Here is a 25,420-nt window from a genome sequence, read left to right on the forward strand (position 1 = left end):
TGTGCGGTCGTTTCGCCCACCGAGCCGGGGGGCGAACATAGATGAGACTGATTCTTCTCGGACCGCCGGGGGCGGGCAAGGGGACGCAGGCGCAACGGCTGGTCCAGAAGTACGGTATCGTGCAGCTATCGACCGGCGAAATGCTGCGCGCGGCGGTGGCGGCACAGACCCCGATCGGTCTCCAGGCCAAGGATATCATGGCCAGCGGCTCACTGGTGCCGGACGAGATGGTGATCAGCATCATTTCCGATCGCCTCGACCAGCCGGACATGAAGAACGGCTTCATTCTCGACGGCTTTCCGCGCACCGTGCCGCAGGCCGAGGCGCTCGACGACCTCCTGAAGCGCAAGCACATCAGGCTGGACGCCGTGGTCGAGCTGCGCGTCAATGAGAGCGCGCTGCTCAATCGCGTGGAGACACGCGTGGCCGAGATGCGGGCGCGAGGCGAGGAAGTGCGCGTCGACGACACCCCGGAAGTGCTGTCAAAGCGGCTGGCGAGCTACCGGTCGCTCACCGAGCCGCTGATTCACTACTATTCGGAACGGCGCAAGCTGCTGACGGTCGACGGCATGATGACCATCGAACACGTCACCCGCGAAATTAACCGCATCCTGGCTGCGATCGGGGCGGTGGAACCCGTGATCAAGAAAGCGGCCCCTGCCAAGCAAGCCGCGAAAGGCGCCAAGACGGCCAGGGCCGCAGGCGCACGATCCCCGGACCGGACCGTCAAAACGCCGAAAAAGGCCGCCAAGGCGGCCCAAAAGGCCGGCAAATCAGCCGCCAAAGGCGCCAAGAAGTCGGCTCGCCGGACGGCCGGCGTCTCCAAGGCCCGATCGTTCGGGAAGCCCAAGAAAACAGCGAAGAAAACCGCCAAAAAGGTCACGAAAAAGCGAGCTAAAGCATAGTGACGGTTGACGAAACCAAGTTGAATCCTTTAATAAGCGCTATCCAAGTCGGATAGTTTCCAGACGATGCCGGCCCCGAAGATACCCGAGGGGCGGGGCGTCGTGTTCGCGTTTGCGGACGCCTGCCCGAAATAACTTAGAGAACAGCCGGTCCGCGAGTGGTCGGCGACAGGAGAGAAGTCCGTGGCCCGTATTGCCGGCGTGAATATTCCGACCAACAAGCGCGTTCTGATCGCGCTCCAGTACATCCATGGCATCGGCCAGAAGAATGCGGCTGAGATCCTGGAGAAGGTCAAGATTCCCGATGACCGTCGGGTGTCGCAGCTCTCCGACCAGGAAGTGCTGCAGATCCGCGAAGTGATCGACCGCGACTATCTGGTCGAGGGCGATCTGCGTCGCGAGACCGGCATGAACATCAAGCGTCTGATGGACCTCGGCTGCTATCGCGGCCTGCGTCATCGCCGCGGATTGCCGGTGCGTGGTCAGCGCACCCACACCAATGCGCGCACGCGCAAGGGCCCGGCCAAGTCGATCGCCGGCAAGAAGAAGTAATTGACTGATAGCGAAGAGGGCGTGGCGAATAGTTTTTGTTCGCCGCTCACTTTTTAGGTGTAGCCGCTGGCATTACGGCGGCGTTTGAGATCACAGGAAAGGTTTTGGAATGGGCAAGGAAGCCACCCGCGTACGCCGCCGCGAACGCAAGAACATCGCGTCCGGCATCGCGCACGTGAATTCGTCGTTCAACAACACGACCATCACCATCACCGACGCGCAGGGCAACACCATTGCCTGGTCGTCGGCTGGCACGATGGGCTTCAAGGGCTCGCGCAAATCGACTCCCTATGCCGCGCAGGTGGCGGCGGAAGACGTCTCCAAGAAGGCGCAGGAACACGGCATGCGCACGCTGGAGGTTGAAGTTGCTGGTCCAGGTTCGGGCCGCGAATCGGCGCTTCGTGCGCTGCAGGCCGCGGGCTTCACCGTCACATCGATCCGCGACGTGACGACGATTCCGCACAATGGTTGCCGTCCGCGCAAGCGCCGGCGTGTGTGATGTTCGACCGCGGGCAGCCGTTCTGCCTGCAGCGGTTTTGATATTTTGCTAGCCGCGGACTGATCCGCGATCTCCAACGCCAGTCATTTAGTTGGCAAATGACAGGCCTGTATGGGTGAAACAGTGACGATCCAGAAAAATTGGCAAGAACTTATCCGGCCGAACAAGCTCCAGGTAACTCCCGGCAGCGACGCGAATCGTTTCGCAACGCTGGTCGCCGAGCCCCTCGAGCGCGGCTTCGGTCAAACCCTCGGCAACGCGTTGCGCCGTATCCTGCTGTCGTCGCTGCAAGGCGCGGCGGTGCAGTCGGTGCACATCGATGGCGTGCTGCACGAGTTCTCCTCGATCGCGGGCGTCCGTGAGGACGTCACCGACATCGTGCTGAACATCAAGGACATCGCGATCAAGATGCAGGGCGAAGGCCCCAAGCGCATGGTCGTGAAGAAGCAGGGCCCGGGCGCCGTCACGGCCGGCGACATCCAGACCGTCGGCGATGTCGTGGTGCTCAACCCGGACCTGCAGATCTGCACCCTCGACGAGGGCGCGGAGATTCGCATGGAATTCACGGTCGCCTCCGGCAAGGGCTATGTCGCCGCCGAGCGCAACCGTCCCGAGGACGCGCCGATCGGCCTGATCCCGGTCGACAGCCTGTTCTCCCCGGTGCGCAAGGTTTCGTACAAGGTGGAAAACACCCGCGAAGGCCAGATCCTCGACTACGACAAGCTGACCATGACCATCGAGACCAATGGCGCGATCAGCCCGGATGATGCGGTGGCCTATGCCGCGCGCATCCTGCAGGATCAGCTCAACGTGTTCGTCAACTTCGAAGAGCCGCGCAAGGAAGTCGCACAGGAGATCATTCCCGATCTCGCGTTCAACCCGGCGTTCCTCAAGAAGGTCGACGAGCTTGAATTGTCGGTGCGTTCGGCGAACTGCCTGAAGAACGACAACATCGTCTATATCGGCGACCTCGTGCAGAAGTCGGAAGCGGAGATGCTTCGCACCCCGAACTTCGGCCGCAAGTCGCTGAACGAGATCAAGGAAGTGCTGGCCCAGATGGGTCTGCATCTCGGCATGGAAGTGCCGGGCTGGCCGCCGGAGAATATCGACGAGCTCGCCAAGCGCTTCGAAGATCATTATTGATTTCGTCATTCCGGGGCGATGCGTCAGCATCGAACTGTGGTGCGCAATTGCGCACCTGAGAATCTCGAGATTCCGGATCGCCGCTTCGCGACGTCCGGAATGACTGACCAGGGCGAACGCAGGCGGCCCACCTGAGCAATGTGTCCGACGAACCGTCGCGACCAACTGAATTCAAGGATTAGATCATGCGTCACGGCAAGGTTCATCGGAAGCTCAACCGCACCGCCGAACATCGGCGTGCGATGTTCGCCAATATGTGCGCATCGCTGATCAAGCACGAGCAGATCGTCACCACGCTGCCGAAGGCCAAGGAATTGCGCCCAATCGTGGAGAAGCTGGTTACGCTCGGCAAGAAGGGCGGTCTGGCGATGCGCCGGCAGGCCATCAGCGAAATGCGCGATCTGGATCAGACCAGGAAATTGTTCGACGTGCTCGCCACCCGCTACAAGGACCGCCAGGGCGGCTATACCCGCATCATCAAGGCCGGCTTCCGCTACGGCGACAACGCGCCGATGGCCGTGATCGAATTCGTCGACCGCGATGTCGATGCCAAGGGCCTGGATTCCGGTCCGGTGCAGGAAAAGGCCGACGAAGCCGCATAAGCCGGACTTCGGAATGACCCAATCAAAAGCGGCGCCTCGTGCGCCGCTTTTTTATTGGGCAAGTTTATTGAGCAAGGCTTTGATGACTCACGAGGTCGTCATGACTCAAATGGCCGTTATGACGGGTGCCCGATTGCGCTCTTGCGAACCAAACCCGATATCCTGCGCATCAACGTTGGAGATACGGCCATGAAAATCGATCTTTCGGGAAAAACCGCATTGGTGACGGGCTCGACGGCCGGCATCGGTCATGCGATCGCCAAGGGCCTTGCGTCGGCGGGTGCGAGCGTTGTCGTCAATGGCCGGACGCAAGGCAAGGTGGACGCAGCGGTTGCCGCACTCGCCAAGGCCGTACCCGGCAGCAAGGTTCGCGGCGTCGCCGCCGACGTGTCCACGGGCGCGGGCTGCAAAAGCCTGGTCGCGGCGCTGCCCGACGTCGACATCCTCATCAACAATGCCGGTATCTTCGAGCCCAAGGGCTTCTTCGACATTCCCGATGAGGATTGGAGCCGCTTCTTCGAGGTCAATGTGATGTCGGGCGTGCGGCTGTCGCGCGCCTACATGCCGGGCATGCTGAAACGCAACTGGGGCCGCATCGTTTTCATCTCATCGGAGTCCGCGCTGAATATCCCGAAGGAAATGATCCACTACGGCACCACGAAGACCGCGCAGCTTGCTATTTCGCGCGGCCTTGCCGAGATGACCCGCGGCACCGCCGTGACCGTCAATTCGGTGCTGCCGGGACCGACGATGTCGGAGGGCGTGGAAACCTTCGTCAGGGATCTCGCCAAGCAGAACGGCCAGTCGGTCGAGGAGGCGGCGGCGAATTTCGTCAAGCAGCATCGGCCGACCTCGCTATTGCAGCGCTTCGCCAGTGTCGAGGAGATCGCCAACATGGTGGTCTATATCAGCTCAAAAGAGGCTTCAGCCACCAACGGCGCGGCGCTTCGCGCCGAGGGCGGCATCGTCCAGACCATCGCGTGATGCGCAAGGGCTGATTCGATCTCTGAGGGTGAGGCCCGCGATGCGGCGGCGAGGATGCCCATCGCCGCCGGGCGTGCGAGTGTTGTGGCCTGATCCATGGCACGGGCCACCATCGCTGCGATCTCGCAGCACACTTCCGCGGGGTGGAGTTTTACTTCCTCCATTGCCGCTGATCGACTAAATGTGCGTCCCATGACGCTCGCCCTCTCACTCCGTAGCAAGCGACGGATCAGGATCACATCCCGCCGGTGGCAGCGGCGCGGCATCTTCCTGCTTGGCGGCATTGCGGTCGGTGCGGCCGCCGTGGCGCTGGCGCAACTCGCGGATTTCGCGCAAATCGCCTTTGCGCTTTTGCTGTCGAAATCCCGCTATATCTCGCTCGTGGTCACGCCGCTCGGCTTTGCGCTAGCGGTGCACCTGACCAATCGCTTCTTTCCGAATGCGCAGGGCAGCGGCATTCCACAGGCCATCGCCGCCCGTCACCTCACCGACCAGGCGGCGCGCGAGAGTCTCGTCTCACTCCGCGTTGCATTCGGCAAGATCATTCTGACCTTGTTGGGTTTGCTCTGCGGCGCTTCGGTGGGGCGCGAGGGACCGACGGTCCAGATCGGTGCATCCATCATGTTCGCACTGGGTCGTTTCTCGCCCCGGCGTCAGCCCGGCCTGATTCTGGCCGGCGCTGCCGCTGGCGTCGCGGCGGCTTTCAACACGCCGCTTGCCGGGATCGTGTTCGGGATCGAGGAGATGAGCCGCGCCTTCGAGACCCGGACCAGCGGCCTTATCATCGGCGCGGTGGTTGCGGCCGGCCTGACTTCGATCGCGCTGATGGGCAACTACGCTTATTTCGGCAGCAGCGCGATGGCGTTACGCAACGGCCTCGACTGGCTCGCGATTCCCGTGTGCGGTGTCGTTGGCGGGCTGGCCGGCGGCGTTTTCAGCCGTATCGTCATCGTCATGGCGCGGGGATTTGCCAATCCGGTCGGGCGCGCGATCAAGCGTTATTCGCTGGGGTTCGCAGTGATCTGCGGTCTCGGAGTCGCGATCTGCGGCATTATCTCCGGCGATACCATCTACGGCACGGGCTATTCGCAGGTGAAGTCGGCGCTTGAAAGCGGCACGCCGCTGCCGGCGGACTTCTCCATCCTGAAATTCCTGGCGACGACGTTTGCCTCGATCAGCGGGATTCCCGGTGGGATTTTCGCGCCTTCGCTCGCAGTGGGCGCCGGAATCGGCACCAATGTCGCTTCGCTGTTCCCGGGGGCGCCGATCTCGGCGATCATGCTGCTTGGAATGGTGTCGTATTTTGCCGGCGTCGTTCAGGCGCCCATTACGGCCTTTGTCATCGTCACCGAGATGACGGACAACCACACCATGGTCGTGCCGCTGATGGCCGCCGCCATGATTGCTTACGGCACCTCTCGTCTGGTGTGCGAGGAGGGGATCTACCATGCGCTCGCGCAGGGGTTTATCGCGCGAGCGACGCCGCGTTCTTCCGATGGTGGCGGATTACGCTGACGCTAATCCGCCATACTGTTACCACCCCTCCAGTACGATCTTGCCGCGTGACTTGCCGGACTCCAGCAGCGCGTGCGCACGCTTGAGATTGGCGGCGTTGATGGTTCCGAAGGTCTGATCGATCGTGGTGCGCAGCACGCCCTTGTCGATGAGATCGGCGACGTCGTTCAACAGCATGTGCTGGCCGATCATGTCCGGGGTCTGGAACGATGAGCGCGTGAACATCGATTCCCAGTGGATCGAGATGGCCTTGCCCTTGAAGGCGCTGACGTTGAATTCCGGGGGATCGTCGATCAGGCCATATTTGCCCTGCGGGGCCATGAAGTCGGCGATCGCCTTGTAGTGCTGGTCGGTGTAGGTGAGGCTTGCGACCAGCGCCACCGGCGGCACTTTGAGCTTGTCGATCTGCTCCTTCATCGGCTTGCCGTGATCGATCACGGCGTGGGCACCGAGGTCGAGGCACCATTTTTGCGATTCCGGCCGGGTCGCGGTGGCGACCACGGTAAGGCCGGTGAGACGGCGCGCGAGCTGGATCAGGATCGAGCCGACGCCGCCGGCGCCGCCCGTAATCAGCAGCGTGCGCGGATCGACGCTCTTGCCGGGCACGGCGCCGAGCCGGTCGAACAGCAATTCCCAGGCGGTGATCGAGGTCAGCGGCAATGCGGCGGCCTGCGCGAAGGAAAGGCTTTTCGGCTTGCGTCCGACGATGCGTTCGTCGACCAGATGAAATTCAGAATTGGTGCCCTGGCGCTGGATCGAGCCGGCATAGAAAACCTCGTCGCCGGCCTTGAACAGTGTGACGTCGGGACCGACGGCGTCGACGATGCCGGCTGCATCGTAGCCGAGGATTTTTGTCTCGCCTTCAGGCGGGGCGGCGCGCTTGCGCACCTTGTAGTCGACCGGATTGGCCGAAATCGCCTTCACGGCCACGCGGATGTCGCGACCGCGCGGTTCCGGTTTGGCGGTCTCGAAATCGATCAATGCCTGGGGATCATCGACCGGGAGTGACTTTTTATAGCCGACAGCCTTCATGTCCGTTGTCTCCATTTGATGTCGTGAGCACCTAACTGTCGCGCTGGCGTCTTTTTGGCAAGTACTGTAAATCCGGGGATATAGTCCCTGTTTGGATACTATTGGGAAAATACCCATGAAACGACGGAATTTCGCGCACCGGCCCGGCTGCGCGGTCGAAGCGACGCTGGATCTGATCGACGGCAAGTGGAAGGGCGTCATCCTCTACCATCTGCAAGGCGGCACTCAGCGGTTTGGCGAATTGCGCCGGCGAATGCCTGGCATTACCCAGCGTATGCTGACCAAGCAGCTCCGTGCGCTCGAGGACGACGATCTGGTGATCCGCAAGGTCTATGCCGAGGTGCCGCCGCGGGTCGAATACCGCCTGTCGGAGATCGGCGAAAGCCTGCGTCCGGTGATCGATATCCTCAAGGCGTGGGGCGAAGGCCATCAGGAAAGACTGTCCTGCGCGGCTGTTCCGGAAATCATCAAAGCGCCTCATCGCGCGGCCTAGGTAACGAACTCGCGTCCCCGTTTCCCTTCTCTGACAGGCCCCTCAAGCCTATATCTGAGCCACAAATTTCAGGATTCTCCGCATGACATCGATCCGTATTTTGGCCGCGCTGTTCATCTCGGTGCTGGTTGTAGCACCGGCGCTGGCGCAGGACCGCCGCGTGCCGTCTTCCGCCGCGGAGCTCCGGCTTTCCTACGCGCCGATCGTGCAGCGCGTTCAGCCCGCCGTCGTCAACGTCTATGCCGCCAAGGTCGTGCAGAATCGCAACCCGCTGCTCGACGATCCGATCTTCCGCCGGTTCTTCGGCGTTCCCGGCGATCAGCCCGAACAGATGCAGCGTTCGCTCGGATCGGGCGTGATGGTGGATCCGTCCGGCCTGGTCGTCACCAATGTCCACGTCATCGAAGGCGCCGATCAGGTCAAGGTGTCGCTCTCGGACAAACGGGAGTTCGAGGCCGAGATCGTGCTCAAGGATACCCGCAGCGATCTCGCCGTGCTGCGCCTGAAAGACACCCACGAGAAATTCCCGACGCTCGATTTCGCCAACTCCGATGAGCTGATGGTCGGCGACGTCGTGCTGGCGATCGGAAATCCCTTTGGCGTCGGGCAGACGGTGACGCACGGAATCATTTCCGCGCTGGCGCGAACGCAAGTCGGCATCACCGATTACCAATTCTTCATCCAGACCGATGCGGCGATCAATCCCGGCAATTCCGGCGGCGCGCTGGTCGATATGACCGGCAAGCTCGCCGGCATCAACACCGCTATCTTCTCGCGCTCCGGCGGCTCGCAAGGCATTGGCTTTGCGATTCCCGCCAACATGGTGCGGGTCGTGGTCGCCTCCGCCAAGAGCGGCGGCAAGGCCGTCAAGCGGCCGTGGCTGGGCGCGCGGTTGCAGGCGGTCACGCCCGAGATTGCCGAGACCTTGGGGATCAAGCTTCCCAACGGTGCGCTGGTTGCCAGCGTTGCTCCGAACAGTCCGGCGGCAAGGGCAGGGCTGAAGCTGTCCGATCTCATCATCGCGATCGATGGGCAACCGGTCGAAGATCCCAATGCGTTCGATTACCGTTTTGCGACCCGCCCGATCGGCGGAACGTCGGAGGTCGACGTGCAGCGCGCCGGGAAAACGGTAAAGCTGACGGTGCCGCTTGAAACCGCGCCGGACACCGGCCGCAGCGAAATCGTCCTGACGTCGCGCTCGCCGTTCCAGGGCGCCAAGGTGGCGAACATCTCGCCCGCGGTGGCCGACGAGCTGCATCTGGACGCGGACACCGAAGGCGTCGTGGTGACCGATCTTGCCGATGGCGGAACGGCCGCCGACCTCGGTTTCCAGAAGGGCGACATCATCGTTGCCGTCAACAACCAGAAGATCGCCAAGACTGCCGATCTCGAGAAGGCGACGCGGGAGTCGAACAGGGTCTGGCGCATTACGCTGGTGCGCGGCGGTCAGCAGATCAACGTCACGCTCGGCGGATGAGCCCGAAGCGACCACGCGAAACGGCAACGCTTTTCGCTGCGGCGGGAATGGAGCGGGACGCGCCGCATCCGCTTCCGGACAGATTACGCCCGCGCACGCTGTCGGATGTGGTCGGCCAGGATCACATCCTGGGGACGGACGGTGCGCTGACGCGCATGCTGGAGACGCGCACGCTCGGCTCGCTGATCTTCTGGGGCCCGCCCGGCACCGGCAAGACAACCGTGGCGCGGCTGTTGGCTGACGCGACCGAACTGCATTTTGAGCAGATATCGGCGGTGTTCTCCGGCGTCGCCGATCTGAAGAAGGTGTTCGACGCCGCGCGCGCCCGGCGTGAGACCGGCACGGGAACGCTGCTGTTCGTCGATGAGGTGCACAGGTTCAATCGGGCGCAGCAGGACTCGTTCCTGCCAGTCATGGAAGACGGCACCGTGGTGCTGGTGGGGGCGACCACCGAAAATCCCTCGTTCGAGCTCAACGCCGCTTTGCTGTCGCGGGCGCGCGTGCTGGTGTTTCATTCGCTAGTTCCGGAGGCGATCGAAAAGCTGTTCGCCCATGCCGAAAAAATCGAAGACAGGAAGCTGCCGCTCGACGCGGAAGCGCGCGCCGTACTGGTGCGCATGGCCGATGGCGATGGCCGCGCCGCGCTGACGCTTGCCGAAGAGGTCTGGCGCGCCGCGCGCGAGGGCGAAATTTTCAATGCCGAGCAATTGCAGGACATCCTGCAACGCCGGGCGCCGATCTACGACAAATCCGCCGATGGACATTACAACCTGATCTCGGCGCTGCACAAATCGGTGCGCGGCTCCGATCCCGACGCCGCCCTGTATTATCTCGCGCGGATGATGGATGCCGGCGAGGACCCGTTGTTTCTGGCGCGACGCGTGGTCCGCATGGCGGTCGAGGACATCGGCCTTGCCGATCCGCAGGCGCTGGTGATCTGCAACGCCGCCAAGGACGCCTATGACTTCCTCGGCCATCCCGAAGGCGAACTCGCGATCGCGCAAGCCGTGATCTATCTCGCGACCGCGCCGAAATCGAATGCCGCCTACAAGGCATTTGGCGCGGCGATGCGCGCGGCCAAGGAGGGCGGTTCGCTGCTGCCGCCAAAGCACATCCTGAATTCTCCGACCAAGCTGATGAAGTCGGAAGGCTATGGCGGCGGCTACGAATACGATCACGATGCACCCGATGCATTCTCCGGTCAGGACTATTTCCCGGAAGCGCTGGGCCGCCAGACCTTTTACGATCCGCCCGACCGCGGCTTTGAACGCGAGATCCGCAGGCGGCTGGATTATTGGGCCAAGCTGCGCCGCGAGCGCGGCTAACAGGCTTTGCGGTCGAAAACGTAAAAAAGCGGAGAATTCGGCTCAATCCATATTGCCAGTTTCCGGTTGCAAGTGTCGATTAAGCCTTGATCGAATTTGAATCGGATGTGGATGGAGCCAACATGAATTGCCGGAATGCACGCGTCTTCGCGTTCGCCTTTATTAGTTTCGTTTTCGCATCGATCAACTGTGCATCTGCGCAAATCGTGGCGCTCGGCCATAGTATGGTACGCGGCAACGTCTCCGAGTCCGAAATGTGGCCGGCCGTGCTGGAGGGATTGCTGCGGGCGAAGGGCTCACAGGTTCATGTCGCCAACGCCGGAGTTTGGGGCGAGACCACGGATGCAACACTTGCGCGGGTTTCGAGCGCTGTCCCGCAAGGGACCAGGATCGTTATCCTGGCCGACAATCAGTTCAATGATGTGCGGCACAATATGAGCCCAGTCCAGGCTCTGGCAAATATCGCAGCGATCAAGAGCCAGTTGAAGGCGCGTGGCATCCGGGTCGTCGACGCCACGGGGACCGTCATCTCCATACTGAGGCAACCCGGCGGCGCGGGCCCCGATGGCCGTCATTTGAGCGTCGAAGGCAACAAGAAGGTCGCGGCCATATTGGCGGGCATGGTGAGATAGAACGGACAATCGCTGCCTATTTCCCCGTCCTGATGAAATCCAGGACCTGGTCGCTCATCCGCGTGTCCTCGGTATTGATCGAATAGATCTCCGACATATGACTGTGCTGCGCCAGCATCAACGCATGCGCACATCCGTTGGCGCCTTTGCAGGTCGCGGTCTTCAGCAGTTCGAATTGCTCGACGAAGCGGGGCGGGTCGAGTTCGGCGGAAGCGATCATCAGCGGTATCTTTGTTGCCAGCAAACCCTGCAGCGAGGACCGCTCGGCATAGCGTGAGCTGGGGTAATCCGATCCCGGCCACTCGCTAATCTTGTGCTGGGGTTGATTCGGCCCAGCAAAGGAGACAAGCGATGGCCCTGTATGTCGGACTGGATATTTCACTAAGAATGACGTCAATCTGCGTCGTCGAAGCGGATGGCTCGTCGGTATGGGAAGGCAAAGCCGAAAGCGAGCCGGTCCCGTTGGTCAAGGTGCTTTCGCCTTGGCGAGAAAAAATCGCTCTCGTCGGAATCGAAGCTTGTCCGCTTTCCGAATGGCTTTACGGCGCATTGGTTGAGAGTGGGTTTCAGATCGTCTGCATTGAGACCCGGCATGCACAGCGCTTCTTGTCCTCTCGTCCCAACAAGACCGACCGCAGCGATGCGCGCGGCATCGCTGAAATGATGCGCCTCGGACACTATCGATCGGTTCATGTGAAGAGCAAAGCGTCACAGTTGCTCCGAACGACCCTGATCGCGCGCAAGAAGTTCGTCGATCACATGCTGGCGATCGAAGACACTATCCGGGGGTTGATGAAGGTGCATGGGTTAAAGCTTGGTGCAGTGCATCGAAGTCGGTTTGCGGCGAGGGTCGAAACTCTGCTCGCGGATGCGCCTGACTTGCGTATGGCCATCGAGCCGCTGCTCGAAGCGCGCAACATGATGCGTAAGCACAAAGCCCTTATGGATCGGCAGCTTTCGCAAATGGCTCGCAAGGATGATGTTTGCAAGCGGTTGATGACCGTATCCGGCGTTGGTCCGCTCGTGAGCCTATCGTTCAAAGCAACGATTGACGATCCAAACCGGTTCAAGGATTCCAAGGCCGTTGCGGCACATCTGGGATTGACCCCTCGCGTCTATCAGTCGGGTGAGATTGATCGATCAGGCAATATCAGCAAGTGCGGCGACAAGCTGATGCGGCATGCGCTCTATGAGGCCGCGAACTCGCACATGCGTATTTCCAAAAGTGGTCGACACTTCGGGCCTGGGGCGTCAAGCTCGCCAAACGTATCGGGTCCAGGAAAGCGTGCGTGGCAGTTGCCCGCAAACTCGCGATTATCATGCATCGAATGTGGGTCGAGGAAACGGACTTCCGCTTCGGAAAGCCGCCTGTGACCCAACCACATAGGGATCGTCCCGGCGTAACGATCTGCTCTGCCGAGGACGTGGGGAGGGTCAGTCCGTTTCGATCCCTGTGCGGTGCTCAAGCACGCGCTGTGAGCTTGGACGACCTAACTCGCCGGACCTCATCATGGAGCATGCCGTAGGGCTGACTCCGGACAGAAGCGCGGGCCAGGCAGTGGTGGATCGCGGAACGATAGCCGCATGATGCGGCAACGATCGTTGCCCGAATGGGCGGAGACACCGGCGAGCGGTGGCTCCGGTCGCGGATCTATGCCCGAGACTAGAGCGTGACCGACCGAAAGGGCGGGCCGCCCAGACATCATTTCCGGTTACCCAATAGGCGTCATGTTGATATTATTGGGACTGACGTACATTGTGCTTCATGCCAGCGTCGAAAGGGTCGAGCCGGGTGGGCCGACCGAGGTTGATCGGGCGGATACCGAAGCCGCGGACCCCTCCGCGCTGATCTGGCCGGTTGCATAATTGACCAGGAATGTGATCGACGACGATTGGGCGTTCACCGAGCTTGTGGAGATCGAGCCGGCCGATGACGAGGATATCGAGGCGCTGCTTGCCGTGGCTATGTTCCGGGTGACTGTGACGGCGTCCAGGGCCTCATTGTTGTTGACCTCTGCGGTGCTGACGCTAACACCGGGAGCCGCCCCGGTGCCACCGCCGGCTTCGTCTTCCGACCCGAAATGCTTGTCGAGGACTAGGTGGTGTGGACACTTATCGCATCCATAAGATGATGGCTGCGAGAGTGATGACGGCAAGGTAATTTCGAGCGGTCTTTTCGAAGCGGGTGGCGACGCGGCGGAATTGCTTGAGCTTGGAGAAGCAGCATTCGACAAGATGGCGCTGGGCATAGAGATGTTTGTCGAGCGGATATTTGAGCGCGCGTGACGGGTTGTTGGGGATGACGGCGAGCGCTCCCTTGGCGGCGATGGCTTCGCGCAAATGATCGGCGTCATAGGCTGTATCGGCCATAACGATCTCGGCGGGCAATCCCTCGATCAATGCGGCGGCTTGCGGTGCATCGCCCTTCTGACCTGCGGTAAGCGTGAAGCGCACCGGACATCCCAGGCCGCGAACGGCCAGATGTATCTTGGTGCTCAGGCCGCCGCGCGAGCGGCCAAGCGCCTGATCTTCAGACCCCCTTTTTTCGCCCCGGCAGCGTGCTGATGCGCCCGGACGACGGTGGAATCGACGATCAGATATTCGAAATCCGGGTCGTCGGACATCGCCTCGAAGATCCGCCACCAAACACCCTTGATGCTCCATCGACTGAAGCGCCGGAACACGCTGTTCCAATCCCCGAACGCTTCCGGAAGATCACGCCAGGGAGAGCCCGTCCGCACGATCCACAGCACACCTTCCACGAACATCCGGTTGTCGCGCCCGGTGGAGCCTTTCTGGTCAGGCCGACCTATAATCAGAGGCGCCATCCGCTCCCAAGCCGCATCGCTCAAAACCAACCGATCCATCACACCCAAGGCCGCCTCCCAAAAAGAAGCCTTGAATCTGATTTGCTCCTAAAAGGGAATCCTTAGAGTCCACACCACCTAGAGTGCCGTTGCCACTTAGCGCGGTCCCATAAAACTGCGTGCTGGCATTGGTATCGACCGTCAGGGTGAAGCCATCGACGGTCAAGCTGTTCGACAGGCTCTTGCTCGGTACGAATGACTGGAACGGCGGCGGTTCATTGGCGTCGGCGAGCGTCTTGATCTGCGCCACGATCGCTTCGACCTTCGAGCCGGTTGTCGGTTGTGCACTAGCCGGCGGGGTGTCGGTCGCTTCGGTGTTCTCTTCGAGGATACCCTGCAAGCTGACGGGCGCGCCCGTTTTGGTGCCGGCGTTGTTGGCGCGCTGTTGATCGACATAGGCTTGCAAACGGTCGGCGGCGTCCTGATCGGACTGCACCTTGGCGGCGGCCGCCGCTTTGGCCTGATCGGATAGCGTAACGAAGACTGCCGCGCCGGAGCCGGCGCTCGATGTCGCCGCGGATGAGGAAGCGGAGCTGCTGCTGGTGGCTGTCGGCGCCGGGGGTGCGCTGGAACCGCTGGCAATCAGCTGCGCCAGGACATTGCCGATCGACGGCGCGGTTGCGGAAATCGTCGCCAAAAGCCTTACTCCCGCAAATGCGCACTGCACTGTCGGGAGCAGCTTCATTGATTCGAGTTAACAATGCCTGAATTCAGGGGGGCCCGCTCTCAAAACGGAGCAATATCAGACATCGAGCGCGCCGGAGAAGAGGGCTTGACCTCACGGCTCGGATTATAGAAGGGATCGGAGCCGAAATAGGCGATCTCGGCGTCACCGGCCGGTGTCTCCGTGAGGTCATAGATGCCGGAGATCATGATGGCGCCGGCTAGTCCGCCATCCCTCACTTTGTAAAACTCGGGGTGCGAGACGTAGTTAGCGACATGAACCGCGCCTGCGGAATGTCCCATCAGATAGAGGCGGGCAGGGTCACCGCCGCGCTCGCCGATCCTGTCCGAGGTCCATTGAACGGCGCTGGCCAGATCTTCCGCACCCGCCGGCCACGGTGATTGCGGCGCGAGGCGATAGGTGACGTTGACGCCGATAAAGCCGTTCTTGACCGCCCATAGCATCACATTGTCGTAAAACGGGCTGCCGGGAGCGTGTTTGTTGCCGGCGATGAATCCGCCGCCGTGAACGAAAATCAGCACCGGACGGTTCGAAGCCGCTGTCTCCGGCATGAAGACGTCGAGCAGATTGCGAATGGAAGCGCCGTATTCAACATCGCGCTCGATCCTGACGCCCGGATACGGTTCCCTCTGCTGGAGCGGTGCCTAGAGCGCTGCAGTCCTGGGCGGATCGATGACGCGGCCGAGCGCTTGCAGCCGGGCTGCGATATCAGCCGGCATCGGGCCTTCCTGGCCCTGTGCCGCCGTCACCGTGATGATCAATGCCGCGACCACACCCAGAACCGATTTCAACGACATTCCGAGGCTCCCGCTGATTTCCCGGCTGTTTTGTCGATGATGGCCGAATTCGCAGTGATTCGCCGTGACGATTCGCTGCTTTTGCGCTACGCAACGGCCATGAGCCGACGCTTCAAAAAACCACTGGCAAAGTCCCGCGCGCCGGGCGACCGCCCCAAGGGCGCGCACCCCTATCGCGGCTCGCAGGCCGAACGGCCGCAGGCGCATCGCCCCGGCGGCAAGCCGCCTGCGCGGTTTTCTGCGCCCCGTGTGGCCAAGCCGGCTCCGTTCATTCCCGAGCCCGAAAAGATCGCCGCCGAGCCGCCGCCGCTGCCGACCAAGGTTCAGACCGTTGTCGTGACCGCGGACGAGAACGGCATGCGCGTGGATCGCTTTCTGGAGGCGCGCTTTCCCGGCCTGTCGTTCTCCCACATCCAGCGCGTTGTTCGCAAAGGCGAGTTGCGCGTCAACGGCAAGCGCGCCGACAGCAAGGACCGGATCGAAGAAGGCCAGAGCATTCGCATTCCGCCGCTGAAGCTGGATACGCCCAAGGTCGCCGGACACCTCTCGGAAGCCGAAGCGAAGACGCTTCAAGCCCTCAAGGACATGATCCTGTTTGAGGATGCCGACGTCATGGTGCTGAACAAGCCGGCCGGGCTTGCGGTGCAAGGCGGCTCCGGCACCACGCGGCACGTCGATCAGATGCTGGAGGTGATGCGCGACGCCAAGGGGCAAAAGCCGCGGCTGGTACATCGGCTCGACAAGGAAACCGCGGGCTGCCTGCTGGTCGCGAAGACGCGTTTTGCCGCGACCGCCTTGACCGGATCATTCCGCCATCGCTCGGCGCGCAAGATTTACTGGGCGCTGGTCGCCGGCGTGCCGAAGCCGAAGCAGGGCCGCATTTCGACCTACCTCGCCAAGGAAGAGAGCGAGGACGACACCATCATGCGGATCGCGGCCCATGGCGACGAGGGCGCGAGTCATGCCGTGACCTATTATGCCGTGGTCGAGACGTCGGCGCAGAAGCTCGCCTGGGTATCCCTGAAGCCGGTCACGGGACGGACCCATCAATTGCGCGCGCACATGGCGCATATCGATCACGCCATCGTCGGCGATCCCAAATATTTCAACAAGGAAAACTGGGAGCTGCCGGGCGGCCTGCAGAAACGGTTGCATCTGCTGGCGCGCCGGATCGTGATTCCGCATCCGCGCGGCGGCGTAATCGACGCCACCGCGCCGCTGCCGCCGCACATGCTGCAATCCTGGAACCTGCTGGGGCTTGAGGCCGACCGGTTCGACCCGATCGAGAATGCGCCTGAAGAATAATTGATCTTGCGGTTATTTCGCAGGATCACGACATGTCCTCCATGAAACAATTATCGATTTTGATCGCCACGATCGCGTGCGTATCGGTCGCTGACGCGGCCTTTGCTCAGCAGATGATCCCGCCGGGCTGGTCGCAGTTCAACCCGCCGCCACTGGCCCCGCCGCCATCGCCCAAAATCGAAGTGCCTGTTGTGCCCAGGATGAACGTGCCGTCGCAGCCGCATGTGCAAGCCTCGCGGCGCAGTTCCTTCAGCGACCGGATCAACCGATGCCTCGATGAAGCGGCCGCAGCAGGATATGGCCCCGGCAAGCGCGCGGCCTATTCGCGCGCCTGCGCCAACAGATGACGGCAAACCGCTAATTATCGAACTGCGCGAGGAACATCCGCAGTGAATCGTGCGGGCTTTCGACATCGGTGATGACCCAGCCGTCGGGGCCATTGACCAGAATGAAATTCAGCGTGACCGCGCGGCCCTTGTTGTCGAAGGCCGCAGCGACATAGGTCTTGTCGTATTGCTTGCGCAGGATGGCGATCGAGATGCCGCCGAGTTTCCAGGTCGGGCTTTGCACGAAGAAATCGTAAGGCGGATTCTTCAGCCGGCTCCATGCGCCGCGCAAGCTCGGATCGAAAAATTGCTGCGTGGTGGCGGCATCGCGCGCGAGCCCGTGCGAGAGGTCGGACGAACCATTGCCATAATAGGCGTAGACGTTCCTCACCAGCGATTCCGGCGAACGGAAACCGGCCTGAACGGGTGAGACTCCCAAGCCGGCCAACAGACCCACGACGCTTACGAAGATTTTCCCCATCGCCGGCTCGCTTTATTCGAGTCCAAACTTATCATACTCTGCACAAAATCGATCGCGGATGGACAGACGAAACCCGAATGCGTGAATTGTTTGACGAAGTTGCAGGACATTCTCCGCTCGATCCGGAGGAGGCGGTCAGGCGCACCACGCGCGGGCCGCAGCGCAAGCGTTTTTACGCGCAGGCCGGCGTCGCTGAGGTGCCCGAAGGATTTGCCGTCGTCCTCGATGGCAAGACCGTTCGTACGCCGTCGGGGCGTCCGCTGGTGGCGCCGAGGCGCGAGCTCGCCGAGGGCATCGCGGCGGAATGGAACGCACAGAAGGAGATCATCGATCCCCTGACGATGCCGCTGACGAGATTTGCCAACAGCGTAATCGAAGGCGTGGTCGATCGGGCCGATGCGGTCACTGACGATGTCGCGAAATATCTCGGCTCGGATCTGCTGTTTTATCGTGCCGGACATCCCGAGGCGCTGGTGGCGCGCGAGGCAGCGGCTTGGGATCCGGTGTTGTTCTGGGCCGCGGACCAGCTCGGCGCCCATTTCATTCTGGCGGAGGGGATCGTGCATGTCGCCCAGCCGGATGCGGCGATCAAGGCGGCGCGGGCCGTATTTCCCAAAGATGCCTGGTCGGTTGCGGCGCTGCATGTGGTGACGACGCTGACCGGCTCGGCGCTGCTGGCATTGGCGCTGCTGCATGGCGTGCTCGATCCCGATCAGGTCTGGGCCGCCGCGCATGTCGATGAGGACTGGAACAACGAAAAATGGGGTGCGGACGAGGAGGTCGCGGCACGCCGCGCGGCCCGGCTGGTCGATTTCAAGGCTGCCGTGAGCATTCTTAAAGCTTCTGAATCCGCCATCGGTTAACGAGAGGTTTACGACAGAAGAGTAGCTTTGGCCGGGCATGACCCGGTGAAGCGAAGCCATGTCGATCGTCATCAATCAGAGTGTGCCGCTCGTCGCCGTGCAGGGCGCGACGGCGGATGTCGTGCTGCAGCCGGGGACGGTGGTCAAGGCCCAGGTGCTGCAAATCCTCGGCAACGATCAGGCGCAGATTTCGATCGGCGGCCAGTCGATCGATGTGGTCACGCAGGTGCCGCTGCAGGCCGGCCAGACGCTGCAGCTTTCGGTGTCGCAAGCGTCCGACGGCAGCATCCAGCTCGCGGTGGTCAACCAGCAGGGCGGCGCTGCGGCCAACCAGGGGGCCGCCAATCCCGCCGCTGCGAATTTCGCCGCCGACACCGTGACGCTTGCGCCCAGCGCGGTCGCCAATATCGCCGCGCAAATCACGTCGGCGATTGTTCTTTCACAAAATCAGCTCGCGCCGCTGGAGACGCTTGCTGTCTCTGCCGCGGCGCAGACCGCGGCGACCCAGCAGACCAGTCTGGCGCCGCTGTTTTCCAATCTCGGCGTTGCCGCCGGCATCAGCGGCCTGTCGCCGCAGCTTCAGCAGGCCGTGGCGCAGGTGCTGGCGCAACAGACCAGCCTCGACCCAAATTTGACCGGCGAGGACATCAAGCAGGCGTTCCAGAGCTCCGGCCTCTTTCTGGAAGCTTCGCTGGCGGCCGGATCGGTTTCATCGTCCGGCACGCCGGATCTCAAGGCGGCGCTGATCGTGCTGCGCCAGGTGCTGACGACATCGCTCAATGCCGCGGCGCCGACGGCGCCGACGCCAAGCGTGCCGACCGCGACAGCCACAACGGTTCCGCAGGGCACGACCACAGTAACCGTCGTGCAGCCGCAGGGCACATCGCCAACGGTTCAAGTCTCGTCGCTGCCGGTCACGATGACGGCCGAGCCTGACATGGTCGCTACCGCATCGCCCGCGCTGGCGCCGCTGCTCACGGCCGAGGCCTTGGTGCTCAATGCTTCGGAAGGCGATACGCCGCAGCTTTCACAAGCGGTTTTCGAGTTCAGCGCCGCAAGCGCTGTCATTTCGTCCGCGACGACATCGGCGGATGCGGCTGCCCGCACGGCTGCAAGCAGCGCCGCCCTCAACCTGTTGCAGGAGGCCGTTCAGGCCGCTCCGCTGGGCGCAGCAAACCTGGCGGGGCTCGCGTCGGATAATGGGGCGATGCTGTCGCTGCTGCCGGTGGTGGCCGGCGCACGCATCGCTGGTATCGACGAGGCCGAATTTGCCCGCACCAATGTGCCGCCACCGCCGCTCAGTGGCGCGTTGCCTGCGGCGCAGCCGGTGATGCCGGCGACATTGGTGACGAATTCCTCGCCGGACGCGGCGATGCGCCATCTACTCACGGATACTGATGGGGCCATTGCGCGGCAAACGCTGTTGCAGGTCGCCTCGCTGCCGGACCAGGCCGGCTCGATGGTGGGCCGGATCGATCCAGCGGCGCCGCGATGGAATTTCGAAATCCCGTTTGCAACGCCGCAGGGAACGGCGATGGCGCAGTTCGAGATTTCGCGCGATGGCGGCGGCACCGAGACTGAAGCGGCCAAGCGGGTTTGGCGCGCGCGGTTCTCGCTCGATGTCGAACCGACAGGGCCGGTCCATGCGCTGGTCTCATTGAATGGTGACCGGACCTCGGTGCGGATGTGGGCGGAACGGCCGGCGACGGCCGATCAATTGCGCGCCGGGGTATCGCAGCTCAGTCAGGCGCTGAGCCGCGCGGACTTGCGGCCCGGCGATATCGTGATCCGCGACGGTGCACCGATGCAATCGACCGCCGCGCGCGCCGGGCATTTTCTGGACCGCGCGCTATGAGCGGAAACGCAAAGAACCAGCTTGCGGTCGCGCTGCATTACGATAAATCCGGCGCGCCGCGGGTTGTCGCCAAGGGCAGAGGGAGCATCGGCGAGAAGATCATCGAGGTCGCCAAGACCAACGGCGTTCCGATCGAGGAAAATGAAGTGCTGGCCGGCGCGCTGTCGCATGTCGAACTCGGCGACGAGATTCCGGCGGAGCTCTACAAGGCGGTGGCGGAGGTGCTGATCTTCGTGCTGCGGATGTCGGGGCGGGTGAGGTAGGGCATGATCCCGACCCGAAAGGGCCGCGTTAGCGCAAAGTGGAAACCGGTTTTCGGAATAGATCATGCCCAAACAAGAGATAAAGCGACGAGCCTGATTCAGCGAAGCTGAACCAGGCTCCAACATTTTCGAACGTCATCGTTTCACCACGATGTCGTTGATCTCTGCCGCATTCTCGTCATCACATTGGAATGTGCCGTGATCAATCGTCGTCATGCCCTCGGTCTTATTGCCGCCGCGGGTGTTCTGCCGTCGCGGAGTTTTGCCGACGTGGCGCAGCAGCGCAGCGAAATCCGCGAGGATCTCGCCAAGCGGTTTATCGACGAGGGAACGGCCGGGACCTTTGTCGGCTACAAGGTCGACGACTACCTGATCATCGCCAGCGACAAGGATCGGTCGGGTGAAGCAAGGTTGCCGGCCTCCACCTTCAAGGTGCCGAATTCGCTGATCGCGCTGGAAACCGGCGTGGTGCAGGATCCGGACAAGGACGTCTTCAAGTGGGATGGCGTGAAGCGCAGCATCGAGGCGTGGAATCGTGATCACACCATGCGCTCGGCGATCGCCGCTTCCGCCGTGCCGGTCTATCAGGAGATTGCGCGGCGCATCGGGCAAGAGCGGATGCAGAAATATGTCGACCTGTTCGACTACGGCAACCACAACATCGGCGGCGGCATCGATCAGTTCTGGCTGACCGGCGATTTGCGGATCGATCCCGTGCAGCAGATCGATTTCCTCGATCGGCTGCGTCGCGGCGTGCTGCCGGTCTCGAAACGAAGCCAGGATCTGGTGTGCGACATCCTCCCGGTCACAAAAGTGGGCGACGCCACCATCCGGGCCAAGAGCGGCCTGTTGGGCGCGGAGACCGGCAAGCCGTCGCTCGGCTGGATGGTGGGTTGGGTCGAGAAGGGCACCACGCCGACCGTGTTCGCGCTGAACATGGACTGCCCGGAGCCGCGTCATATCGCCGATCGCATGACGCTGACGCAGACGTGCCTGCGCGACATCGGCGCGATCTAATGCTCAATGTCCGTCATGGCCGGGCTTGACCCGGCCATCCACGTCTTTGCGGCTTGCGGAGAGAAGACGTGGATGCCCGGGATAAAACCGGGCATGACAGTGGAGAGACCTCAAAGCGTTTTCAGACGGTTGTTCAAACGCTAAAATTTTTCCCGATGCGGCCGAGATGGGTGAAGCTGAAACCGGCGCTGTATTTCATGCCGTAGCCGAGCGCGCGGTCGATGCCGATATGGGCGAGCCAGATCAGCGCGATCGAAAGCGTGAGCGGCGAGGCCAGGGCAAAGCCCGTGGTCATCAGGGTCATCGGCGCCATGTAGCTGTGCATGGTGTTATAGATCATGGCGCCGAATTTCGGCCCTGAGAGATAGGCCGCAAAGCTCAGATCGGGCACCAGGAACAGGACCGCGTAAATCCACCACGATCCGCCCCAGACGGCGTAAAGCAGCGTCATCCCGATAAACAGCGTCAGCCCTTCCAGCCGCAGCATCGTGCGCAATCCGCCGGTGGCGGCGCCCGTGGCCTCGGTCGCGGTTGTTTCGCTCATGGCTCGGCTTCCCCCTGAATTGAGCTGCTATTGTAGCCCAGTGTCGTCCTCGGGCGTATGAAGTTCGTGTCCGAAAAGCCGGTTTCCGGTTCGGAAAAGGGCGTGTTAGAAGGCAAAAAACCCCAGCGGGAAATGCAGACATGAAAGATATCCTTGATACCCTTGAGGAACGGCGCGCCGGCGCCAAGCTCGGTGGCGGCGAAAAGCGCATCGAAGCGCAGCACGCCCGCGGCAAGCTGACCGCGCGGGAGCGCATCGAGCTGTTGCTCGACAAGGGCTCGTTCGAGGAGTTCGACATGTTCGTCGAGCATCGCTCGGTGGAATTCGGCATGGACAAATCCAGGGTACCCGGCGACGGCGTGGTCACCGGCTGGGGCACCGTGAACGGCCGCAAGACGTTTGTCTTCGCCAAGGATTTTACCGTATTCGGCGGCTCGCTGTCGGAAACCCACGCCCAGAAAATCGTCAAGATCCAGGACATGGCGATGAAGGCGAGGGCGCCGATCATCGGGCTTTACGACGCGGGCGGCGCGCGCATCCAGGAAGGCGTAGCTGCCCTGGCCGGTTATTCCTATGTGTTCCGCCGCAACGTGATTGCGTCGGGCGTGATCCCGCAGATCTCCGTCATCATGGGGCCGTGCGCCGGCGGTGACGTCTATTCGCCTGCGATGACCGACTTCATCTTCATGGTGAAGAACACCAGCTACATGTTCGTCACCGGTCCTGATGTGGTGAAGACTGTCACCAACGAGGTGGTCACGGCGGAAGAACTCGGCGGCGCCTCGGTGCACGCCACGCGTTCCTCGATCGCCGACGGCGCGTTCGAAAACGACGTCGAGACGCTGTTGCAGATGCGCCGGCTGATCGACTTTTTGCCTTCCAACAATACCGACGGCGTGCCGGAATGGCCGAGTTTCGACGACATCGGGCGCGTGGAGATGTCGCTGGATACGCTGATCCCCGACAATCCGAACAAGCCCTACGACATGAAGGAGCTGATCCTGAAAGTCGTGGACGAGGGCGACTTCTTTGAAATCTCCGAGACGTTTGCCAAGAACATCGTCACCGGTTTCGGCCGCATCGCCGGCCGCACGGTCGGCTTCGTCGCCAACCAGCCGATGGTGCTGGCGGGTGTGCTCGACAGCGACGCCTCGCGCAAGGCGGCACGCTTCGTGCGCTTCTGCGACGCCTTCAATATTCCGATCGTGACCTTCGTCGACGTGCCGGGCTTCCTGCCGGGCACCGCGCAGGAATATGGCGGGCTGATCAAGCACGGCGCCAAGCTGCTGTTCGCCTATTCGCAATGCACGGTGCCCCTGGTCACGGTGATCACGCGCAAGGCTTATGGCGGCGCGTTCGACGTGATGGCGTCAAAGGAAATCGGCGCCGACATGAATTATGCATGGCCGACGGCGCAGATCGCCGTGATGGGAGCCAAGGGTGCGGTGGAGATCATCTTCCGCGGCGACATCGGCGACACCGAGGCGATCGCCGCGCGCACCAAGGAATACGAAGACCGCTTCCTGTCGCCCTTCATCGCCGCCGAGCGCGGCTATATCGACGACGTCATCATGCCGCATTCGACCAGGCGAAGGGTCGCGCGGGCACTGGCGATGCTGAAAGACAAGAAGGTGGAAATGCCCGAGAAGAAGCACGACAATTTGCCGTTGTGATGGAAAGCCCCCGTCGTAGCTTCGCTTAATGACTAAGCCAAATATTGCGCAATCATTCGTTGTAAAATAGCTGCAGACAGCTACAGTGCGTGCATTGGCTGGGGGGCCAACCGATGCACTACAAGCTATACAGGTACACGCTGACCAAGATCGTCGGGGAAAAAGAGCGCGAGATTCACCCCGATCATCACTTCAAGTTGTTTCAGCGTTCGAGAGGAACTGACGCGTATGGTGAGCTAGCGGAATATCGCGGGAAGCGCGATAGCGTGCTGATGTTCGTGCGCGAATACCGATCAGATTTCGTTGGCCTAATTGGTCGTCATTCAACTGAAAGAGAAGTGACAAGTTACGACGCCAACGAAGATGAAACATATCAAATAGAGGTTGACGACGACGATTATCCGAATGCGGCGTTCGTCTGTCTGCCGCGCCTACGCATGATTGCTTGTTCTGACAGTAACCAGGTGCGGGCCGATAGTGCAATGTCGAGACTCCATCAAATTCTGGTGCATCGACATCGAGCTTTTTTTGTCGTCGAGCCAATAAAAGAAACATTTGATCTTCGAAAAGCTATCAATCGGTTTCGGTTGATTGAGGTGACGTTCGACATTTTTCCGGTAAATCCGCACACGGGAGATCTCGGCTTAAAGCTCGATGAAAGCCGTAAGCTCGACCACATAAAGAAAATCAGCGGAAAGGCGACAGCGCCTTCCTCTGAGCCGATGACGTTGGAAGGAGGGTTCCTCACATCGGTGCAGCAACTGCAACAGAGTGGGCACGCAAAGGTTGGATTTGTTGGTCGAACTGATGAAGGGACCGAAGTGAAAGTGCCAAAGCCGGGAAGAACAACGGAATTGGCGGTGGATGAAGAGGACTCGGTGCGCGACGAAAGCGTTGGGGTACGAATTAATGTGCCAGAAAAGTTAGCTTATCCATTCAATCAGGCCTACGTCACGCGGATTCGAAAAATCGCGCGTCAATTTGAATCTTCTGGCGTGGATGATGAGGATGGATAGATGTCCGAATTTTTGGTCTGTGCTGGCCGAGGCCTTGGGATTATCCGCTTCGCGGCGTGGATTTTTAGCCTATGTTCCGTGGTGGTTATTTATCTGTTGCGCTTTGCCAATTGGCGTCGTGTTCCTCGTGAGGAGTTCTCTACGGCCCCAAATAACGGACGGCAGCATTGCGACGGTGCTCTCTGCCATCGCAGTCGTTGCGGGGTTTTTCGGCTCGGTGTCTGTCGCGACGATTGGTCAAGTGCAGCGGATGGTCGCTGAATATCCATTCTCCAGCTATCTTCGCGACGAAAAGCTATTTGATCAATTTTTGTTCTGGCCGCAATTTACTCTCTTACTCCAAATTGCTCTGTTACTTGCATCGGCTGGCATGGCCGCTCTCACTCGGTTGTTCGACTGCGATTATCTCAACCAATATCTTATAGTGGTAGATGTTGGGCTGCTCATTTACGTTTGTACAAAAACTTGGAAACTAGTTGATCTTATGCGGCAGCTAACGTGGCACTACGAGCAATACAATCGTTTGTACAAAGAATACCAATCTGGGAAAACGGAGCAAGCGTAGCCGG

At 61.4% G+C, this 25,420-nt stretch carries 29 protein-coding genes; 21 read left to right on the forward strand and 8 right to left on the reverse strand.

The window, feature by feature from the left end:
* Window positions 1-41: 41 nt before the first annotated feature.
* The 7 genes from BLV09_RS03385 to BLV09_RS03415 all read left to right on the forward strand — a co-directional run bounded on the left by BLV09_RS03385 (window position 42) and on the right by BLV09_RS03415 (window position 6,200).
* Entirely contained in the window at window positions 42-905 is an 864-nt protein-coding gene (locus BLV09_RS03385) for an adenylate kinase (protein WP_146686303.1), read from the forward strand.
* 183 nt (window positions 906-1,088) lie between these two features.
* Complete coding sequence (gene rpsM, locus BLV09_RS03390) at window positions 1,089-1,457, forward strand: 30S ribosomal protein S13 (protein WP_100382400.1); 369 nt, start codon at window positions 1,089-1,091, stop codon at window positions 1,455-1,457.
* A gap of 109 nt (window positions 1,458-1,566) precedes the next feature.
* Window positions 1,567-1,956, forward strand: coding sequence for a 30S ribosomal protein S11 (gene rpsK / locus BLV09_RS03395; RefSeq protein WP_006021048.1), 390 nt, complete (start codon window positions 1,567-1,569; stop codon window positions 1,954-1,956).
* Window positions 1,957-2,067: 111 nt separating this feature from the next.
* Window positions 2,068-3,099, forward strand: coding sequence for a DNA-directed RNA polymerase subunit alpha (locus BLV09_RS03400; protein WP_100382399.1), 1,032 nt, complete (start codon window positions 2,068-2,070; stop codon window positions 3,097-3,099).
* Window positions 3,100-3,284: 185 nt separating this feature from the next.
* Window positions 3,285-3,701, forward strand: coding sequence for a 50S ribosomal protein L17 (gene rplQ, locus BLV09_RS03405; RefSeq protein ID WP_100382398.1), 417 nt, complete (start codon window positions 3,285-3,287; stop codon window positions 3,699-3,701).
* A 189-nt stretch (window positions 3,702-3,890) separates the two neighbouring features.
* Window positions 3,891-4,685 carry an SDR family NAD(P)-dependent oxidoreductase gene (locus BLV09_RS03410; RefSeq protein WP_146686304.1) on the forward strand — a complete coding sequence of 265 codons (795 nt, stop codon included), beginning with the start codon at window positions 3,891-3,893 and terminating at the stop codon, window positions 4,683-4,685.
* 192 nt (window positions 4,686-4,877) lie between these two features.
* Window positions 4,878-6,200 (forward strand): chloride channel protein, encoded by a 1,323-nt coding sequence (locus BLV09_RS03415; RefSeq protein WP_146686305.1) that lies wholly within the window; start codon window positions 4,878-4,880, stop codon window positions 6,198-6,200.
* Window positions 6,201-6,218: 18 nt separating this feature from the next.
* Here the strand turns inward: BLV09_RS03415 and BLV09_RS03420 are convergent, their stop codons facing one another.
* Window positions 6,219-7,232: a zinc-binding alcohol dehydrogenase family protein gene (locus BLV09_RS03420; RefSeq protein WP_146686306.1), complete on the reverse strand. Its 1,014-nt coding sequence runs from the start codon at window positions 7,230-7,232 to the stop codon at window positions 6,219-6,221.
* Window positions 7,233-7,347: 115 nt separating this feature from the next.
* On the opposite strand from BLV09_RS03420, the gene BLV09_RS03425 reads away from it, so the two are divergent.
* The 4 genes from BLV09_RS03425 to BLV09_RS03440 all read left to right on the forward strand — a co-directional run bounded on the left by BLV09_RS03425 (window position 7,348) and on the right by BLV09_RS03440 (window position 11,159).
* Complete coding sequence (locus tag BLV09_RS03425) at window positions 7,348-7,725, forward strand: winged helix-turn-helix transcriptional regulator (protein ID WP_146686307.1); 378 nt, start codon at window positions 7,348-7,350, stop codon at window positions 7,723-7,725.
* An 82-nt stretch (window positions 7,726-7,807) separates the two neighbouring features.
* Window positions 7,808-9,202 carry a DegQ family serine endoprotease gene (locus BLV09_RS03430; protein ID WP_146686308.1) on the forward strand — a complete coding sequence of 465 codons (1,395 nt, stop codon included), beginning with the start codon at window positions 7,808-7,810 and terminating at the stop codon, window positions 9,200-9,202.
* A complete protein-coding gene (locus tag BLV09_RS03435) occupies window positions 9,199-10,527 on the forward strand; it encodes a replication-associated recombination protein A (protein ID WP_146686309.1) in 1,329 nt (442 codons plus the stop codon). Before BLV09_RS03430 ends, BLV09_RS03435 begins: the two co-directional genes overlap by 4 nt.
* 122 nt (window positions 10,528-10,649) lie before the next feature.
* Window positions 10,650-11,159: a GDSL-type esterase/lipase family protein gene (locus tag BLV09_RS03440; protein ID WP_174556521.1), complete on the forward strand. Its 510-nt coding sequence runs from the start codon at window positions 10,650-10,652 to the stop codon at window positions 11,157-11,159.
* Between the two features lie 16 nt (window positions 11,160-11,175).
* On the opposite strand, the gene BLV09_RS03445 is transcribed toward BLV09_RS03440, so the two are convergent.
* Window positions 11,176-11,379 carry a hypothetical protein gene (locus BLV09_RS03445; protein ID WP_146686310.1) on the reverse strand — a complete coding sequence of 68 codons (204 nt, stop codon included), beginning with the start codon at window positions 11,377-11,379 and terminating at the stop codon, window positions 11,176-11,178.
* A gap of 131 nt (window positions 11,380-11,510) precedes the next feature.
* Between BLV09_RS03445 and BLV09_RS03450 the strand changes: the two genes are divergently transcribed.
* Window positions 11,511-12,533, forward strand: coding sequence for an IS110 family transposase (locus BLV09_RS03450; RefSeq protein ID WP_146686311.1), 1,023 nt, complete (start codon window positions 11,511-11,513; stop codon window positions 12,531-12,533).
* Between the two features lie 738 nt (window positions 12,534-13,271).
* Here the strand turns inward: BLV09_RS03450 and BLV09_RS03455 are convergent.
* The 4 genes from BLV09_RS03455 to BLV09_RS37835 form a co-directional block, all read right to left on the reverse strand.
* Window positions 13,272-14,035 (reverse strand): IS5 family transposase gene (locus tag BLV09_RS03455; RefSeq protein WP_146686312.1). Its coding sequence is split into 2 segments (ribosomal slippage): window positions 13,272-13,697 and window positions 13,700-14,035, totalling 762 coding nucleotides; the frame shifts between segments, so codons are not numbered across the junction.
* The gene (locus tag BLV09_RS03460; protein ID WP_146686313.1) at window positions 13,959-14,663 is read right to left on the reverse strand and encodes a hypothetical protein; all 705 of its coding nucleotides are present in this window, start codon (window positions 14,661-14,663) and stop codon (window positions 13,959-13,961) included. The genes BLV09_RS03455 and BLV09_RS03460 overlap by 77 nt, the downstream gene beginning before the upstream one ends.
* Window positions 14,664-14,752: 89 nt before the next feature.
* On the reverse strand, window positions 14,753-15,262 hold the full coding sequence (locus BLV09_RS03465) for an alpha/beta hydrolase (protein WP_244548952.1): 510 nt from the start codon (window positions 15,260-15,262) through the stop codon (window positions 14,753-14,755).
* Window positions 15,263-15,355: 93 nt separating this feature from the next.
* A complete protein-coding gene (locus tag BLV09_RS37835) occupies window positions 15,356-15,508 on the reverse strand; it encodes a hypothetical protein (protein WP_244548953.1) in 153 nt (50 codons plus the stop codon).
* A 99-nt stretch (window positions 15,509-15,607) separates the two neighbouring features.
* On the opposite strand from BLV09_RS37835, the gene BLV09_RS03470 reads away from it, so the two are divergent.
* Together BLV09_RS03470 and BLV09_RS03475 are read left to right on the forward strand one after the other, a co-directional pair.
* Window positions 15,608-16,813, forward strand: a complete 1,206-nt coding sequence (locus tag BLV09_RS03470) for an RluA family pseudouridine synthase (protein WP_146686314.1) — start codon at window positions 15,608-15,610, stop codon at window positions 16,811-16,813.
* A gap of 32 nt (window positions 16,814-16,845) precedes the next feature.
* Window positions 16,846-17,160 carry a hypothetical protein gene (locus tag BLV09_RS03475; protein ID WP_244548954.1) on the forward strand — a complete coding sequence of 105 codons (315 nt, stop codon included), beginning with the start codon at window positions 16,846-16,848 and terminating at the stop codon, window positions 17,158-17,160.
* Window positions 17,161-17,170: 10 nt separating this feature from the next.
* Here the strand turns inward: BLV09_RS03475 and BLV09_RS03480 are convergent, their stop codons facing one another.
* Entirely contained in the window at window positions 17,171-17,620 is a 450-nt protein-coding gene (locus tag BLV09_RS03480) for a hypothetical protein (protein ID WP_146686315.1), read from the reverse strand.
* Between the two features lie 77 nt (window positions 17,621-17,697).
* Between BLV09_RS03480 and BLV09_RS03485 the strand changes: the two genes are divergently transcribed.
* From BLV09_RS03485 to blaOXA, 4 genes are all read left to right on the forward strand, one after another.
* Entirely contained in the window at window positions 17,698-18,483 is a 786-nt protein-coding gene (locus BLV09_RS03485) for an ATP12 family chaperone protein (RefSeq protein ID WP_146686316.1), read from the forward strand.
* Window positions 18,484-18,541: 58 nt separating this feature from the next.
* Window positions 18,542-20,338 carry a flagellar hook-length control protein FliK gene (locus tag BLV09_RS03490; protein WP_146686317.1) on the forward strand — a complete coding sequence of 599 codons (1,797 nt, stop codon included), beginning with the start codon at window positions 18,542-18,544 and terminating at the stop codon, window positions 20,336-20,338.
* A complete protein-coding gene (locus BLV09_RS03495; RefSeq protein WP_146686318.1) occupies window positions 20,335-20,601 on the forward strand; it encodes an EscU/YscU/HrcU family type III secretion system export apparatus switch protein in 267 nt (88 codons plus the stop codon). Before BLV09_RS03490 ends, BLV09_RS03495 begins: the two co-directional genes overlap by 4 nt.
* Before the next feature lie 198 nt (window positions 20,602-20,799).
* Entirely contained in the window at window positions 20,800-21,618 is an 819-nt protein-coding gene (gene blaOXA / locus BLV09_RS03500) for a class D beta-lactamase (RefSeq protein ID WP_146686319.1), read from the forward strand.
* A 133-nt stretch (window positions 21,619-21,751) separates the two neighbouring features.
* On the opposite strand, the gene BLV09_RS03505 is transcribed toward blaOXA, so the two are convergent.
* On the reverse strand, window positions 21,752-22,162 hold the full coding sequence (locus BLV09_RS03505; RefSeq protein ID WP_146686320.1) for a DUF4260 domain-containing protein: 411 nt from the start codon (window positions 22,160-22,162) through the stop codon (window positions 21,752-21,754).
* Window positions 22,163-22,302: 140 nt separating this feature from the next.
* Here BLV09_RS03505 and BLV09_RS03510 point away from each other — a divergent pair, with 140 nt between their 5' ends.
* The 3 genes from BLV09_RS03510 to BLV09_RS03520 all read left to right on the forward strand — a co-directional run bounded on the left by BLV09_RS03510 (window position 22,303) and on the right by BLV09_RS03520 (window position 25,416).
* Window positions 22,303-23,835 carry an acyl-CoA carboxylase subunit beta gene (locus BLV09_RS03510; protein ID WP_146686321.1) on the forward strand — a complete coding sequence of 511 codons (1,533 nt, stop codon included), beginning with the start codon at window positions 22,303-22,305 and terminating at the stop codon, window positions 23,833-23,835.
* A gap of 113 nt (window positions 23,836-23,948) precedes the next feature.
* Window positions 23,949-24,851 (forward strand): hypothetical protein, encoded by a 903-nt coding sequence (locus BLV09_RS03515; protein ID WP_146686322.1) that lies wholly within the window; start codon window positions 23,949-23,951, stop codon window positions 24,849-24,851.
* Window positions 24,844-25,416 (forward strand): hypothetical protein, encoded by a 573-nt coding sequence (locus tag BLV09_RS03520; protein ID WP_146686323.1) that lies wholly within the window; start codon window positions 24,844-24,846, stop codon window positions 25,414-25,416. The genes BLV09_RS03515 and BLV09_RS03520 overlap by 8 nt, the downstream gene beginning before the upstream one ends.
* Window positions 25,417-25,420: the final 4 nt, after the last annotated feature.

It is taken from the genome of Bradyrhizobium canariense (genome assembly GCF_900105125.1).
GTDB lineage: Bacteria > Pseudomonadota > Alphaproteobacteria > Rhizobiales > Xanthobacteraceae > Bradyrhizobium > Bradyrhizobium canariense_A.

What these genes read in the sequence shown, in the direction of transcription:
- BLV09_RS03510 (WP_146686321.1), top strand. Translation starts at nt 22,303, where the DNA reads ATGAAAGATATCCTTGATACCCTTGAGGAACGGCGCGCCGGCGCCAAG.
- BLV09_RS03420 (WP_146686306.1), bottom strand. Translation starts at nt 7,232, where the DNA reads ATGAAGGCTGTCGGCTATAAAAAGTCACTCCCGGTCGATGATCCCCAG.
- BLV09_RS03490 (WP_146686317.1), top strand. Translation starts at nt 18,542, where the DNA reads ATGTCGATCGTCATCAATCAGAGTGTGCCGCTCGTCGCCGTGCAGGGC.
- BLV09_RS03425 (WP_146686307.1), top strand. Translation starts at nt 7,348, where the DNA reads ATGAAACGACGGAATTTCGCGCACCGGCCCGGCTGCGCGGTCGAAGCG.
- BLV09_RS03515 (WP_146686322.1), top strand. Translation starts at nt 23,949, where the DNA reads ATGCACTACAAGCTATACAGGTACACGCTGACCAAGATCGTCGGGGAA.
- BLV09_RS03450 (WP_146686311.1), top strand. Translation starts at nt 11,511, where the DNA reads ATGGCCCTGTATGTCGGACTGGATATTTCACTAAGAATGACGTCAATC.
- BLV09_RS03430 (WP_146686308.1), top strand. Translation starts at nt 7,808, where the DNA reads ATGACATCGATCCGTATTTTGGCCGCGCTGTTCATCTCGGTGCTGGTT.
- BLV09_RS03435 (WP_146686309.1), top strand. Translation starts at nt 9,199, where the DNA reads ATGAGCCCGAAGCGACCACGCGAAACGGCAACGCTTTTCGCTGCGGCG.
- BLV09_RS03480 (WP_146686315.1), bottom strand. Translation starts at nt 17,620, where the DNA reads ATGGGGAAAATCTTCGTAAGCGTCGTGGGTCTGTTGGCCGGCTTGGGA.
- BLV09_RS03410 (WP_146686304.1), top strand. Translation starts at nt 3,891, where the DNA reads ATGAAAATCGATCTTTCGGGAAAAACCGCATTGGTGACGGGCTCGACG.
- rplQ (WP_100382398.1), top strand. Translation starts at nt 3,285, where the DNA reads ATGCGTCACGGCAAGGTTCATCGGAAGCTCAACCGCACCGCCGAACAT.
- BLV09_RS37835 (WP_244548953.1), bottom strand. Translation starts at nt 15,508, where the DNA reads ATGTCGTTGAAATCGGTTCTGGGTGTGGTCGCGGCATTGATCATCACG.
- BLV09_RS03385 (WP_146686303.1), top strand. Translation starts at nt 42, where the DNA reads ATGAGACTGATTCTTCTCGGACCGCCGGGGGCGGGCAAGGGGACGCAG.
- BLV09_RS03485 (WP_146686316.1), top strand. Translation starts at nt 17,698, where the DNA reads ATGCGTGAATTGTTTGACGAAGTTGCAGGACATTCTCCGCTCGATCCG.
- BLV09_RS03415 (WP_146686305.1), top strand. Translation starts at nt 4,878, where the DNA reads ATGACGCTCGCCCTCTCACTCCGTAGCAAGCGACGGATCAGGATCACA.
- rpsK (WP_006021048.1), top strand. Translation starts at nt 1,567, where the DNA reads ATGGGCAAGGAAGCCACCCGCGTACGCCGCCGCGAACGCAAGAACATC.
- BLV09_RS03465 (WP_244548952.1), bottom strand. Translation starts at nt 15,262, where the DNA reads ATGCCGGAGACAGCGGCTTCGAACCGTCCGGTGCTGATTTTCGTTCAC.
- BLV09_RS03475 (WP_244548954.1), top strand. Translation starts at nt 16,846, where the DNA reads ATGTCCTCCATGAAACAATTATCGATTTTGATCGCCACGATCGCGTGC.
- BLV09_RS03520 (WP_146686323.1), top strand. Translation starts at nt 24,844, where the DNA reads ATGGATAGATGTCCGAATTTTTGGTCTGTGCTGGCCGAGGCCTTGGGA.
- BLV09_RS03505 (WP_146686320.1), bottom strand. Translation starts at nt 22,162, where the DNA reads ATGAGCGAAACAACCGCGACCGAGGCCACGGGCGCCGCCACCGGCGGA.
- BLV09_RS03440 (WP_174556521.1), top strand. Translation starts at nt 10,650, where the DNA reads ATGAATTGCCGGAATGCACGCGTCTTCGCGTTCGCCTTTATTAGTTTC.
- BLV09_RS03470 (WP_146686314.1), top strand. Translation starts at nt 15,608, where the DNA reads ATGAGCCGACGCTTCAAAAAACCACTGGCAAAGTCCCGCGCGCCGGGC.
- BLV09_RS03400 (WP_100382399.1), top strand. Translation starts at nt 2,068, where the DNA reads ATGGGTGAAACAGTGACGATCCAGAAAAATTGGCAAGAACTTATCCGG.
- BLV09_RS03445 (WP_146686310.1), bottom strand. Translation starts at nt 11,379, where the DNA reads ATGATCGCTTCCGCCGAACTCGACCCGCCCCGCTTCGTCGAGCAATTC.
- BLV09_RS03495 (WP_146686318.1), top strand. Translation starts at nt 20,335, where the DNA reads ATGAGCGGAAACGCAAAGAACCAGCTTGCGGTCGCGCTGCATTACGAT.